This is a genomic window from Paraglaciecola psychrophila 170 (assembly GCF_000347635.1).
In the GTDB taxonomy this organism is placed as follows: Bacteria; Pseudomonadota; Gammaproteobacteria; order Enterobacterales; family Alteromonadaceae; genus Paraglaciecola; species Paraglaciecola psychrophila.
In genome coordinates this window covers 4,412,824-4,426,747 of the sequence record NC_020514.1, presented here as the reverse complement: position 1 = coordinate 4,426,747, position 13,924 = coordinate 4,412,824, and the positions used below count along the sequence as shown (strand labels likewise).

Here is a 13,924-nt window from a genome sequence, read left to right as displayed (position 1 = left end):
GAAATGAAACTTGACTGAAAGATGACCTAAACCAGTCGAACAGTGAAGCTCTTATGATAAGAGCTCACTGAAGACAGTGATAGTTTAGAAAACTGGGATAACTAGAAAAGTTAAAAACGTCAGTTACAAAGGTTTGATTGAACGTTTCGCCGAAAAGCGACTTAGATGTTTAATGCCTTGGCTAAGAATATTAGGGTCAACTTGGCTGAAGGCCTCGTCGCCTGTGTTCAGGTCAAAAACACGCACGATACCATTCTTCATGATTTCAATTCTCTGGTTGTTGGTCAGTAACAACACTTTGCTGCCTTGAGTGCTCACAATGTAGTTGAGGTTGCCTTTCTGGGTGAGTGTATCCCCCGTACTGTAAGCCTTAGCTTGTGCTGCACAGCCCAATAAATTTAGGGCAGTGGGTGCTATATCTTCTAGACTAGACATGGCTTTATTGATGGTAATGTTGCTTAATAATGAGTTTTTAAAAGCGTTTTGCTCTACCAGAGTTGTCACTATTACCTGATATTGTGCTAATACATTTTCCGTTAAAAGCTCGTCTAATTTCTCTGCTTGGACAAAACCAATCGATAAATTGCTCGAGGCATCAAACACCTCTCGTGTAAACTGCTGCCAATCTTTTTGATAAGGTGCCAACTGCGGATGGCTAGTGTTATCAAGATATACAGATACGCTTAATCCCATGGATCTCGGTAGCTGAAGTAATAATGGAGAGTAACTTTTTAAAGCAGAGTGATACAACTCAGGCAATCCGAATAAAACAGTAGTGATGCCGTTGTCGATAGAGGATTCAAGTAGATAGTGATGCTCAAAATTAGACAAGCTTGCTATGGAACTCGGAAGTTCTCCTTTCACTATGGATAATAACAAGACTTTTTTGCTGCTATCTACAGAACAGTAAACTGGCTCTGCGGGGTATATAATACCTTTGATGGTTTGATTGAACTGTAAAGCTTTGCGTTGTTGGTAATCTTCTATATCTAGCAAGCTGTATCTGGCCATCAGTGTTTTAGCCGTAGCAGGGTATGATAAAGGAAACATGTTGTCTTGCTGCACAATTGGCTGATACAACTTGGCATCGGCCCAAACATGCAAGGCATGGCTGATAACAAAACAACTGACAAAAAAGCCACCTATCGGTAAACCCAATTTGCGTTTTTGTAATCTGTCTATGCGCTGCCATAATGCATTCGCAACAATTAATTGAAATGACAACCACACCACAAACAGTAACAATAAAAATCCCCACTGTTGCCAGCCAAACTGAGCAATGGCGGTTTGTGTTTCGCTACGGATTAGTTCCGCTGAATTAAGACTAAGATGCACACCATACTTGTTGTACAGTAATGCATCAAAAGCTAACAGGGCCAAACCTAGAGCCGCTAATATTGAACTCAGCACTTTTACAGCCTTAGCATTTGGAACTAAGTAGCAAAGTGGTAAAATGAGTATTACAAAAGCAAAAAAGGTTAAAAATCCTATATGGCTTAACCAGTTGGTAAATAAGTAAAAGGTACCGGTTATCGAACCGGGAGCAGGAGAATTAAGAATGTAAATGGCAGCAATAGTTACTGCGATAATAATGTTAAGCAACGCAAACCAATGGCCCCAGTTGACTAACTGGGTAACTAATTTTCTGCGCGGGGTTTCTGCTAGGATCATTTAACCTGTCGACCTTTTTTTATTTTCCGTTGATACTTTTTAGTAGCACTTGTGTAAACTGTTCAGCCATTTGTTGGCGCTGGTTTTCTGGAACTTGCTGGTGAAATATATTAGTAACGACATTACCTAGCACCATAAGTGATAGGTCTCGATTTGCTTGGTTTTTTTCTAAAGCAATAATGATGTCATGCATGATGGCTTCAAATTGGCTGTCAGAGTATTTGGATTGTTGCGGCATGTAGCTTAGCTCATAAATAGTAGCATGTTATATTAAAGCGATAGTAACAATGGTCTAGATAAAATGCGAATAAACCAACAAGTTACCGACCAAATTTAATTGATTTTTGTTAAGGAAAAAATGTGAGTGCGTTGATCCATCATTTTGTTGTACACCAGTTGGCCGTTAATCAACAACAGGAGCTTACCTTAGTTCCCAGAGCAAGTTGTTTTGATGTGAGCCCAGAAATTGAAAATCTGGCTCAACAAATTAACCACGCTTTTAATACTAAGCCCGGAAAAGGGGTGGGTGCGTTTGTGACTGAAAACGCTGAGATAGTCAGTGTTAGTCGAGAGCCATCAGCTAATGAAGAGCCATCAGCGAGTACAGAGCCATCAGCGAATACAAAGCCGAGAGCCTTAGCTCCTCATTCGGTATCATTTAAAACATTGTTAGAAGACATGCAGTCTGAAAAGAGTGATTTTGTTGAATTTAGCATTCAAGCCAGCGAGCTGTTGAAAAAGTCTTTAATTGATACTGGCACACTTGAAACTGGGTTTGTGGTGTTTAGCCACTACCAGTTTTTAGCCACTGATTACTTGATGATAGCGATTATTAATACTAAGGAACATGTCGAGATAAATCGCGATTTGGAACTAACCAGCAGTGACCACTTAGATTTAGCCAAAATGCAACTAGCGGTTAGGATTGATTTGACTCAATTAGCTGTAAGCGCTGAACAGCTTCGGTATATCAGTTTTATTAAAGGACGTATGGGACGTAAAGTGTCTGATTTCTTTATGCATTTTATCGGCTGTGAAGAGTTGGTAGATGTTAAGCAACAAAATAAGCAGTTATTAACCACGGTAGATGCATTTTTATCAGCCGAACAATTAGACCCACAAGAGAAACACCAAGCCCGAGAAACGGTTTCGGCTTATTACAAAGAAAAGCTGGAGCTGGGAGAGGATATCCAAATACAAGAACTGGCTGCAAAACTGCCCAGCGATCATGTTAGCTTTGAGGAATTTAACCAAGGCGCAGAATTACCATTGGAAGAACAGTTTCAGGCGGATCGTGGTGTTTTAAAAACCTTAGCTAAGTTTAGCGGCCAAGGTGGAGGGGTTTCACTGAGTTTTGAACGTAAGTTACTAGGCGATAGAGTCAGTTACGATGCGGGTTCTGATACTCTAATGATTAGAGGTATTCCACCTAACTTGAAAGATCAACTTTTGAAATCTCAAAGCTGACATCTGGCTAGTTATCTTTATAATATGCCCACATATACTTTTATAGTAATAGTTACAATTACAATTACAGAACAGGACTTATACACTTTTTATGCAATTATTTGTTAATGATTTGACCGTTATGGATTTTTCTTATCTTTGCCCTGAGCGCGGCATGGTCGGGGAAAGCTGGATAGTAGATGTGATCTTAAGCGGTGATTTAAATGAAGAAAGCATGGTGTTGGACTTCGGTAAAGTTAAGAAACAACTGAAACAGTTAATTGATGAATACATCGACCACAAACTGTTAGTACCAGTGGAACACGAATACAGCCGCATAGAACATGATGAAAAATCTGACAGAGTAAAAGTTGATTTTATTCGACCTGATAATCAATCTATTCATTTAAACTGTCCTGCTGAAGCTTATGCTTTTGTGTATTCTCCAAATGTCACTATGCCTTCTGTGAGTGATTATCTCAAAGATGTGATTGCGACTCACTTACCAGAGAATGTGGCAGGTATTGAACTTAATTTACGGGCAGAAGTCATCAATACCCCTTTTTATCATTACACCCATGGCCTAAAAAAACATGATGGCAATTGCCAACGTATCGCTCATGGTCACCGTTCGAAGGTGGTTGTATTTGAAAACCAACAAGAAAGTATCAAGTGGCAAGAATACTGGTCTGAAAGATGGTGTGATATCTACATTGGTTCGACTGAGGATATAGTAGATGTCAGCGAAACAGTTTTCTCATTACCAAATGGCGATTTGGAACAACATAATGTGTTTGCCTATGAATCTTCACAAGGCAGGTTTGAACTGGCTATTCCTAAAGCGGAATCAGAAATGCTGGATACGGATACCACAGTAGAATGTTTAGCGCAGTTTATGGCTGATGAACATAAACGTTTGAACAATAATAGTGACTTCAAGGTTTTAGCCTACGAAGGTGTAGGTAAAGGAGCCATAGCTTTTGCGTAGACTCGTTTTTGTTTGTATTTTATCTGCTTTATGTAGCTTTGCATTCTTGGTGTTTGCCAGTGACATTCAACCCGCTAGAGGCCCTCAACTCAAAGGTGAAATGACCCAAGGTAGTTTAATTCGCGGTCAAGTTCCTGTGGGTCATCAGGTTTGGCTAAATGACACTCCACTTAAAATATCAGCGGATGGCTATTTTGCTTTTGGATTTGGTAGAGATGCGAAACTATCACAGCAACTTAGATGGATTAATAACGAAGATGTGGCACACACCCGGACCTTGATGTTGCAGCCCAGAACTTACAATATTCAAAAAATTACAGGTATTCCTAGTAAGTATGTTACCCCTCCTAAAGAAGTGAGCGAGCGGATCACGTTAGATAACCAACAAATTGGCCAAGCCCGTTCCTTTAACGATGAGCGTACTGACTTTTACCAAGACTTTATTTGGCCAGCTGCTGGGCCAATTAGTGGTGTGTATGGCAGTCAGCGAGTATTCAATGGAACACCGAAGCGTCCCCATTTTGGCGTAGATGTAGCTGCACCATCAGGTACATCTGTATATGCACCTGCAAATGGCTTGGTGACATTGTTTGTGCCAGATATGTATTATTCCGGTGGTACGATGATCATCGATCATGGACATGGCGTGTCTTCTACTTTTTTACATCTTAGTAAAGGTCATGTAGAGGCCGGCACAACAGTAAAGCAAGGTGATTTAGTGGCTGAAATTGGCGACACCGGTCGCGCCACTGGCTCACATCTAGATTGGCGAATTAATTGGTTTAAGGAAAGATTAGATCCTGCACTCTTAGTGCCACAGCGTTAAAATAGTGCCACAGCGTTAAATAAAATAGTGCCACAGCGTTTAAAATATACTGCGATAGCGTCAAAATATAGCACCACAGAGTTAAAATATAGTGCCTAAGCCTTAAACACCGATTAAAAGCCTACTTATTAACACAAAGCTCAAAATTTAGTCTCGCGTTTTCTCTTAACATCTGTATAATTCGCGCCCTGCCCAGTTGCCCCCGCTTGTGGGAAAGCGGATGAATCATACGACTCGAAGGGGTCAAAGTATTGATTTTTAGCGGTTTTATGTAGCAGTCGGTGGTTAAATATCGAACATAAAGCCAACGTAACGATTATTTATATATTTCGGGTATTTTAAAATGAAAACTTTTGTTGCAAAGCCAGAAACGGTAAAACGTGAATGGTATGTGGTTGACGCCGCAGACAAAACTCTTGGTCGCTTAGCGACTGAGATAGCTATCCGCTTACGCGGTAAGCACAAGCCAGAGTACACACCTCATGTGGATACTGGCGATTACATAGTTGTGATCAACGCTGAGAAAGTTACTGTTACTGGCAACAAAGCCAAGAACAAAATTTACTATTCTCATTCTGGTTATCCAGGCGGTCTTAAAGATACTACCTTTGAGAAGTTGCAAGCTTTCAAACCAGAGATGATCATTGAAAAAGCGGTTAAAGGTATGTTGCCTAAAGGTCCACTTGGACGCGATATGTTCCGCAAAATGAAAGTCTTCGCTGGTCCTGAGCATAATCATGCTGCTCAGCAGCCTCAAGTCTTAGAACTTTAAGGAGCATTACAGATGGCAGATAATCAATATTACGGCACTGGCCGACGCAAAAGTTCTACCGCTCGTGTTTTTCTTCGCGCTGGCAGTGGCAACATTGTAGTAAACAAACGTCCTCTTGACATATTTTTTGGTCGTGAGACTGCACGTATGATCGTGCGTCAACCGCTAGAGTTAGTCGAGATGACTGAAAAGTTTGACATTTACATCACCGTTGCCGGTGGTGGTATTAGTGGTCAAGCTGGTGCAATTCGTCACGGTATTACACGTGCCTTGATGGAATTTGACGAAACACTTCGTCCAGCGTTACGTAAAGCGGGCTTTGTAACTCGTGATGCACGTAAAGTTGAGCGTAAGAAAGTGGGTCTTCATAAAGCACGGAAGCGTCCTCAGTTCTCAAAACGTTAATTGTTCGACGACAAACACTTTACAAAAACCCAGCTCGTGCTGGGTTTTTTATTGCCTACGTTTTGTACAATAAACCGACATCCAATCAATATTATCTTGAAAATGTGTTAAGTATCAGTAATTATTCATTTTTTTGACGATTTCCTTGTCTTTTATGTGGGATTTCTTTTATCATTTTCGGTTAATAGAAAAACTTTATTTCTTGATTCGCGTATAATCCATGTGCCACTCAAAATGTGAAGTGTCAGTCAATTTAACCCTCGGAGATTAGTGGATGAGCAATGTATCTTTAGATGCGCATGATTCGTCTAAAACCGAAAACCAGCCAGTTAGCAGTAATAGACGCCGATTTTTAACGGTAGCTACATCTGTTGTTGGTGGTATCGGTGTAGTCGGTGCTGCAGTGCCTTTTATCGCATCCTGGAACCCCAGTATTAAAGCAAAAGCAGCTGGGGCGGATATCGAAGCTGATATCAGTAAAATCCTACCTGGTCAGTTGATCAGAGTTATCTGGCGAAGTAAACCCGTTTGGATTGCTCGCAGAACACCTGAGTTGCTTGCTTCATTAGCTAATTTTGACGATCAACTTAAAGATCCCAATTCTGATGAAGAGCAACAGCCAGCATTCGCTAAAAATCAATATCGCTCTTTAAAAGAAGAGTATTTAGTGTTGGTAGGTATTTGTACGCACTTGGGATGTTCACCACAACATTTAAAAGATGGTGCATTTGAAGAATATGTTGAAGGTGCCCCAGAGGGCTTTTTCTGTCCATGTCACGGCTCCAAGTTTGATATGGCAGGGCGAGTTTTTCAAAATGTACCCGCAGGCCTAAACCTAGTTGTGCCGCCTTATATGTATATTGACGATAACACTATCTTGATTGGTTCCGAAGAAGGGGCAGCATAAAATGTTGAAAAATTTGATGGAATGGGTTGAGTATCGCCTTCCCATAATGCGCGTTGCTAACCAGCACGCCATTCAATATCCAGCACCCAGAAATATGAATATTTGGTATATGTTTGGATTTTTGGCGACTATAGTCTTAGTTAACCAAATCGTGACAGGTGTGTGGCTAACTATGAGTTATACACCTACTGCTGAAGAAGCCTTTGCTTCAGTAGAATACATCATGCGTGATGTTGAATACGGTTACATACTGCGCTATATGCACAGTACTGGCGCATCCGCGTTCTTTATTGTTATTTACTTGCATATGTTCAGAGGCATGATTTACGGTTCTTATCAAAAGCCACGTGAATTACTGTGGTTGTTTGGTATGTTTATTTACTTAGCACTTATGGCAGAAGCCTTTATGGGATATGTCCTTCCTTGGGGCCAAATGTCCTATTGGGGCGCTCAGGTAATCGTATCGTTGTTCAGTGCTATTCCAGTAATTGGTCCAGATTTAGTGATTTGGATACAAGGCGACTACGTTATTTCTGGAGCAACATTAAACCGCTTCTTTGCGCTACACGTTATTGCACTTCCTTTAGTTATTGTGATTTTAGTGTTCTTACATATAGTCGCATTACATGAAGTAGGTTCTAATAATCCAGACGGAACTAACGTTAAACGTAAGAAAGGTTCGCTTAGCGAAGAAGAAAAAACCAAGTATAAAATTCACGAATATTACACAGATAAATACGATATTCTTGACGACATCGTCCCGTTTTTTCCACACATAGTCTTGAAAGACTTGGTCGGGTTTGCTGTATTCTTACTTGTGTTCTGCTACATCATGTTCTTCATTCCAGAAATGGGCGGGTATTTTCTAGAGGCGCCAAATTTTGAGATTGCTAACCCGTTGAAGACCCCTGAACATATTTTCCCTGTATGGTACTTCACACCCTTCTATGCAATTTTGAAAGCTGTACCTCATAAATTAGGCGGTGTTATTGCAATGTTCTCGGCCATTATTTGCTTAGCTTTATTGCCTTGGATTGATAGAGGAAAAGTGAAGTCTTGGCGCTACCGTTGTGGCTTACATACTTGGAATTTGCTTACGTTTGCTGCAGTATTTATATTCCTCGGTTACTTGGGTGGTACTCCTCAAGAAGCATGGAAAATTACTGCATCGCAAATAGCGACCATTATGTATTTCGGTTTCTTTGTTTTATTGTTTTTGTACAGTAAAAACGAGCGGACTCATCCAGTACCAACGAGGATCACAGAATGAAAAAGATAATTTTTATATTGTGCTTGTTGGTACCAATTGTGGCCAGTGCTGCTGGTGGCAGCAAAGTACCTCTAGATAAGGCTGAATACGACTTGACAGATAAAGCGTCTTTGCAATCCGGTGCACAGACCTTTATGAACTACTGTTTAGGTTGCCATCAAATGCAATATCAACGGTATCAGCGTACTTTTGAAGACTTAGGGATCCCCTTAGCACTTGGTCAGGAAAACTTGCAGTTTACGGGTACAAAGCCCGGTGACCATATTAAAAATGCTATGCCGACTGAATCTGCCGCTAAATGGTTTGGTGCGCCGCCACCCGATTTAACGTTGACGGGTCGAGTTCGAGGTGCAGATTGGATTTATACTTACCTAAGATCCTTCTATGCTGAAGACGGAACTACCTTTGGTGTAAACAATATGGTATTTGCAAACGTGGGTATGCCTCACGTGTTGCAAGAGCTTCAAGGTTTACCAAGCAAAACCTATGAGACAACTTTGATAGACGGACAGATGGTTGAACGTTATGTTGGCATTAAAGCAGACGGAAGCGGACAGCTAAGTGCACCCGAATATGACAAAGCGGTATTAGATTTGGTTAACTACTTAGTTTATGTCGGTGAGCCTTCACGTTTGCAGTCTGAGTCTATAGGCCGCTGGGTCATGATTTTCCTATTAGTATTGTTAGTTTTGGTTTATTTACTTAAGAAAGATTATTGGAGAGATGTACACTAATTCAGCAAAACTTTGTTTGGAATTTGATGTATAATCCGCAAAATTTTTTGGAAGGGGCTATATATAATGTATATGCCCCTTTCTTATCCGTTTTTAATTAGTTGATTGACCTACTAATCACTAGTAAAAGAACAAAGCAAGATGCCTAAGGCACGATGCGATTATGTATGACATATAGGAGAAATATAAATGGCTGTAGCCGCCAATAAGCGTTCAATAATGACGTTATTTTCAGACACGATAGATATATACAGTCACCAAGCACGCATAGTATTAGCGGAAAAAGGTGTAGGCGTAGAAATTAGTTTTACGGTTCCTGACGAGTTACCTGAAGATCTGCTCGAACTCAACCCCTATGGTACTGTGCCTACTCTTGTTGATAGAGAGTTGGTTTTATATAATTCACATATCATAATGGAATATTTGGACGAGCGTTTCCCGCACCCACCTCTTATGCCGGTTTATCCTGTATCCCGTGGGCAAAGTCGTTTGACTATGCACCGTATACAAAATGATTGGTATGTACTAGCAGAAAAAATCATGGCTAAGAAAGGCGATCTAGAAGCAACGCGTAACGAGTTACGTGAAGCGTTTTTATCTTTAGCACCATTATTTGCTGAAACACCTTATTTCATGAGTGAAGAATTTAGCTTAGTTGACTGTTACCTAGCACCATTATTGTGGCGTTTACCTGCGTTGGGTATCGAATTAACGGGTACGGGTAGTAAAGACGTGAAAGCATATATGAAGCGTATTTTTGAGAGACCTTCTTTTATAGCGTCATTGACAGATCAAGAACGTGAAATACACAATCCTCTATAAAAGGACAAAGTGATATGACACCTAATCAGCCATACTTATTACGTGCATTTTACGAGTGGATTGTAGATAACAATCTTACTCCGTACATAGTGGTCGACGCGCATTACGCTGGTACTCAAGTGCCGCAGGAGTTTGTTCAAGACGGCCAAATAGTGTTAAACATGTCTCCATCGTCTACTGGTAATTTACAGTTAGGTTTAAATGACATTATGTTTGACGCTCGTTTTGGTGGTGTGCCAAGGAATATAGTGGTTCCTTGCCCAGCAGTATTAGCTATTTACGCCAAAGAAAACGGTGCGGGTACAGTCTTTACTGTTGAAGAAAACATCGCTTCTGATGAAGTAGAAAATAAGACTGATGGCAATGAGACTAATCAAAAACCCAAAAAGGGAAAGCCTACTTTAACAGTTGTTAAATAGTCGAATTAGAAATATTCAATTAAAAAAGCGCTTAGAGGCGCTTTTTTTATTTGAACTAACATATTGTTTAGTCCGGCTCAGAGTTAAGAATATTCAAACGCTTTTATTACTTGTTTGACACCACTAATATTACGGGTGATTTCTACAGCAATATTCGATTCATGTTCACTGACCAATCCCATCAAGAATACCTCGCCGTTTTCGACCTCTATCTCAATGTGCAGGCCATCTATACGCTTATCAGCGATCAGTTTCGTTTTGATTTTTGAGGCAATCCATGCGTCATTCGCCACTACGCTTGCAGGTATAGGAGAGCCTAAACGAATTTGGTTGTGTAGTTTTTTTATGTTTTTTACTGACGAAGCAAGATTTTCTGCTTGCTGTATAAGTGCCTGAGTCGGAGCCTGACCTACTAACAGGGCAGTACCATTAAATACTTGAACCGAAATGCTGGTTTGTTCATTTATTGCAACGTCATTATATATAGCAGTAGAGATACGGCCGGCAGTTGTTGTATCGTCAACCTGGGTGCCTATTGTACGTCGGTCATGTGCAACCGACACTGCACCTACTCCAGCCCCTATGAGCAACCCTGCACAGCTTTGTAACAATAAGGTTGTTGAGATCAACAAGGGGATGTAAATGTTTCTTGGTTTTAACATATTTTACTCCTGAAAATTTTCAGGGAACAAACAATTGTCAATTCCCTCACAAAGGCTATGCACCACTAAATAATGGACTTCTTGAATACGTGCGGTTCTATTTGAGGGCACGCGGATTTCTACATCATGCTGGCTGACTAATCCTGTCATTTGACCGCCATCCATACCCGTTAAAGCGACTATTGTCATATCACGGCTTAGTGCCGCTTCCATCGCTTTGATTAAGTTTTGTGAATTACCACTAGTGGATAAGACAAACAAAATGTCACCAGCTTGACCCAAGGCACTGACTTGTTTTGAATAAACTTCTTCGAATGTAAAGTCGTTGGCTATTGAAGACAATGTGGCACCATCTGCAGTTAACGCTAGTGCAGGTAAACTGGGCCTCTCACGTTCAAACTTATTCAGGAGTAACGATGAAAAATGCTGTGCAATGACAGCTGAGCCACCATTGCCGCAGCATAATATCTTGTTACCGTTAATCAATGCATTAACCATCATGTAAGTCGCGTTAGAAATATGCTCAGGTAATAACTCAATTGAGGCAATTTTAATTTGAATACTTTCTGTAAAATTGGCCTTAATGCTTTCTAACATAACTCTCCTAATAAATTAATAACTTTTCATCGCAGCAATGGGTTAAACGCTTTTTAACCAATTGATGTTTTGCTGTTGCTGGCCTTTTCCCTCTATGGCCACTAGGTCGATTCTATGTGGGACAATGCTAGGGTTGAAACCTTTATCCTGCATGTAATGCATAACAGCAGATTCAAATTTACGTTTTTTCCTAGCATGAAAAAACTCTATAGCAGAGCCGTATTGACTCCGACTTCGGTATTTCACTTCTACGAAGACCAGTTCGTCCCCGTCTTGCATGACTAAGTCTATTTCACCTGTGCGACAACGATAATTTTGCAGAATAAATGTAAGACCTTGCTGTTCTAAAAAGGTTCGAGCAATACGTTCTGCCTCACTACCGATTAAAGGTGAGAGGGCCTGCTTAATCCATTTCAATTAACTTTACTCGGTCTTGGGCAACTTGTGCCCATAGTAAACGTCTGTGTAATACACCCTTGTCGTCTACATTGATTTTACCGGTTAGACCATAACTGACGACTTGTGGCAGTGTCTTTAATCGACGTAAATTAGGCAATAAATTGTAGGCATCAAAACCCATAGCAAATAACCTTAACAGGGTATCCTGTTTTTGTGGCCAAAGTTGTGTGGTTTGTGAAGCTAAACTCTGCCAACTATGATCGGGCAACATCCAAGGCATATCTGTGAATGTGAGGTTACGTAAATCTCTCAGGCTGTTACTGTTTAAATCTAGGCTATAACTACGTGAAGATGCAAATACCGACAATGACTTTTGAGCGAATGGACTTAGGCTTGCTTCGATAATAGGGTTGAGCAACTGGGCTTGTTCAGGGTTGGCAAATAATACTATGGCATCGATATCTCGACGATTTCTTTCTACTCCAAACACTTCGACATCAGCCAATACTTCCATTTGTCTGATGCGCTGCTTACTTTGGGCTACATCCAACATTTCTGATACACGGTTCCGCATGTTTTTACTGTCTGTAAATATAGTTAAGTCTGGTTGAATTGCATTGGGTGCTTCTTGCCACTTGGCGACAAAAGCTTCTGCCATTCTTTGTGTTGTTGGATTGTTTGCTGCAAAAACAATTGGTCTAACTAATTGTTTTTGTTGCATATGTAACGCTAATTGCTGAGCTTCGTCTTCTGGTGCTAACGAAAAGTAATAATGTTCCGCCACGGGAGAACTTGGCTCAAATAAATTGCCTAATTGATTAATTGTGATTGTTTTTGTTTTTAACTGCACTCTGTTGAGTGCCAAAAGAATCTTATCTGAGGGTAAAACCTCGGTCAGTTCAGTAATTTGTTCTTTAACCAATGGCCCTAAAACCACATCAAAATCAGCGACCAATGTATTTAATTGCTGTGCTGTTTTTAACGCAGAATCAAAAAAGCGTATTTCACGATATTGCTGAACGTTGTCTTGAGCTATGTTGCCTGTTGCACCGTCATAATCAGATGAATTGTTTGAAGTAAATTTTGCGTTGGGCAAATCTTCCAAATATGCGGCCAGAATGCCCTCTTTTATGGCTAAGCCTTGATTCGCGAGTCTGCCCGTTAGTGGTAACAATACCGCGATGCGTTTAGCCTGAATCGGTTCTTGCTGCAACGAAAATTGTATTTCTTCTGGAAGGTTAATCACCAATGGGTGACCCAAGTGTCTACTCTGCCAACTAACTAATTGCTGGTTAAACATCTCCGGCTTTAATGCAAAACGTTTGACAATGATGGCAAGCTGTAGCCAAGGTTGCAATGACGGCTCTGATAAGCGGGCATTTTCTAATTCAGGTAAGTCTAGTGCTTTGATCCATTCCCAAATGGTTCGAGTTTTATCCAGTTCTTCCATATTGGTATTTTGCAATGCTATAGCAGCTTCTAACCATTGTTTTTTGTTAACATGAAGTTGAGATTGCAAAGCAGCGATGCGAGCTTGATATCCATAAGCACCAGTCAAATTAGTCAGTATCGCCTCCACTTTATGAAACGTTTTATCAGACAAAATTAAATAACACTCAGCTAAAATCAGATTGGCGTGAGTGTAATGGCGGTTGTCTTGTAACTCTGCTTGCAGCACTTTTAGCAACTTAATACTTTTTGGGCATTGCTGTTCTGCCTGCAATGATTCTGCGGCCTGTATCAGATAATTATTACGTTGGTACACATCAGCGTTGTTTACATAATTTTGTTGTGCACGGGTTAGGTAGTAATTACTGTCTTTTGCTTCTTCTGTGATTTTTTCTGATGGCGAGACTAAAGTTTTTGGTGACTGCCGAGTAGAGTTACTCGCACATGAGAGTAAACATAAAATAGCGACACAAAATACAACAAACGTTCGAAATCTCATCGCTGATATCCATTAAATAATATGTTTAATAGTTTATAGTAACGGTTATAAATATCTA

At 40.4% G+C, this 13,924-nt stretch carries 16 protein-coding genes; 10 read left to right on the top strand and 6 right to left on the bottom strand.

The annotated features are described in order from the left end of the window. Window positions 1-123: 123 nt before the first annotated feature. On the bottom strand, window positions 124-1,671 hold the full coding sequence (locus tag C427_RS19370) for a DUF3413 domain-containing protein (protein WP_007639863.1): 1,548 nt from the start codon (window positions 1,669-1,671) through the stop codon (window positions 124-126). Window positions 1,672-1,690: 19 nt separating this feature from the next. Beyond that, entirely contained in the window at window positions 1,691-1,909 is a 219-nt protein-coding gene (locus C427_RS19365) for a YejL family protein (RefSeq protein ID WP_007639864.1), read from the bottom strand. A 122-nt stretch (window positions 1,910-2,031) separates the two neighbouring features. On the opposite strand from C427_RS19365, the gene yejK reads away from it, so the two are divergent. The 10 genes from yejK (at window position 2,032) to C427_RS19315 (ending at window position 10,260) form a co-directional block, all read left to right on the top strand. Next, complete coding sequence (gene yejK, locus C427_RS19360) at window positions 2,032-3,138, top strand: nucleoid-associated protein YejK (RefSeq protein WP_007639866.1); 1,107 nt, start codon at window positions 2,032-2,034, stop codon at window positions 3,136-3,138. A gap of 91 nt (window positions 3,139-3,229) precedes the next feature. Then, the gene (locus C427_RS19355) at window positions 3,230-4,105 is read left to right on the top strand and encodes a 6-pyruvoyl trahydropterin synthase family protein (RefSeq protein WP_007639868.1); all 876 of its coding nucleotides are present in this window, start codon (window positions 3,230-3,232) and stop codon (window positions 4,103-4,105) included. Then, complete coding sequence (locus C427_RS19350; protein WP_007639870.1) at window positions 4,098-4,931, top strand: M23 family metallopeptidase; 834 nt, start codon at window positions 4,098-4,100, stop codon at window positions 4,929-4,931. The genes C427_RS19355 and C427_RS19350 overlap by 8 nt, the downstream gene beginning before the upstream one ends. 343 nt (window positions 4,932-5,274) lie before the next feature. Next, entirely contained in the window at window positions 5,275-5,703 is a 429-nt protein-coding gene (gene rplM, locus C427_RS19345; protein WP_007639876.1) for a 50S ribosomal protein L13, read from the top strand. A 12-nt stretch (window positions 5,704-5,715) separates the two neighbouring features. Continuing rightward, entirely contained in the window at window positions 5,716-6,108 is a 393-nt protein-coding gene (gene rpsI / locus C427_RS19340) for a 30S ribosomal protein S9 (RefSeq protein WP_007639878.1), read from the top strand. A 274-nt stretch (window positions 6,109-6,382) separates the two neighbouring features. Continuing rightward, window positions 6,383-7,015: a ubiquinol-cytochrome c reductase iron-sulfur subunit gene (gene petA / locus C427_RS19335; protein WP_007639883.1), complete on the top strand. Its 633-nt coding sequence runs from the start codon at window positions 6,383-6,385 to the stop codon at window positions 7,013-7,015. A 1-nt stretch (window position 7,016) separates the two neighbouring features. Beyond that, window positions 7,017-8,285 (top strand): cytochrome b, encoded by a 1,269-nt coding sequence (locus C427_RS19330; protein ID WP_007639885.1) that lies wholly within the window; start codon window positions 7,017-7,019, stop codon window positions 8,283-8,285. Then, on the top strand, window positions 8,282-9,019 hold the full coding sequence (locus tag C427_RS19325) for a cytochrome c1 (RefSeq protein ID WP_007639887.1): 738 nt from the start codon (window positions 8,282-8,284) through the stop codon (window positions 9,017-9,019). The genes C427_RS19330 and C427_RS19325 overlap by 4 nt, the downstream gene beginning before the upstream one ends. Window positions 9,020-9,208: 189 nt before the next feature. Then, window positions 9,209-9,841 (top strand): stringent starvation protein SspA, encoded by a 633-nt coding sequence (gene sspA, locus C427_RS19320; RefSeq protein ID WP_007639889.1) that lies wholly within the window; start codon window positions 9,209-9,211, stop codon window positions 9,839-9,841. 14 nt (window positions 9,842-9,855) lie between these two features. Continuing rightward, window positions 9,856-10,260: a ClpXP protease specificity-enhancing factor gene (locus tag C427_RS19315; protein ID WP_007639891.1), complete on the top strand. Its 405-nt coding sequence runs from the start codon at window positions 9,856-9,858 to the stop codon at window positions 10,258-10,260. 83 nt (window positions 10,261-10,343) lie between these two features. On the opposite strand, the gene C427_RS19310 is transcribed toward C427_RS19315, so the two are convergent. The 4 genes from C427_RS19310 to C427_RS19295 are packed head-to-tail and all read right to left on the bottom strand — an operon-like array spanning window position 10,344 to window position 13,866. Continuing rightward, window positions 10,344-10,922 carry a BON domain-containing protein gene (locus tag C427_RS19310; RefSeq protein WP_007639893.1) on the bottom strand — a complete coding sequence of 193 codons (579 nt, stop codon included), beginning with the start codon at window positions 10,920-10,922 and terminating at the stop codon, window positions 10,344-10,346. Between the two features lie 3 nt (window positions 10,923-10,925). Beyond that, complete coding sequence (locus C427_RS19305) at window positions 10,926-11,519, bottom strand: phosphoheptose isomerase (protein WP_007639895.1); 594 nt, start codon at window positions 11,517-11,519, stop codon at window positions 10,926-10,928. Window positions 11,520-11,561: 42 nt separating this feature from the next. Beyond that, complete coding sequence (locus C427_RS19300; protein ID WP_007639897.1) at window positions 11,562-11,936, bottom strand: YraN family protein; 375 nt, start codon at window positions 11,934-11,936, stop codon at window positions 11,562-11,564. Then, complete coding sequence (locus tag C427_RS19295; protein WP_007639905.1) at window positions 11,923-13,866, bottom strand: penicillin-binding protein activator; 1,944 nt, start codon at window positions 13,864-13,866, stop codon at window positions 11,923-11,925. Before C427_RS19295 ends, C427_RS19300 begins: the two co-directional genes overlap by 14 nt. Window positions 13,867-13,924 lie beyond the last annotated feature (58 nt).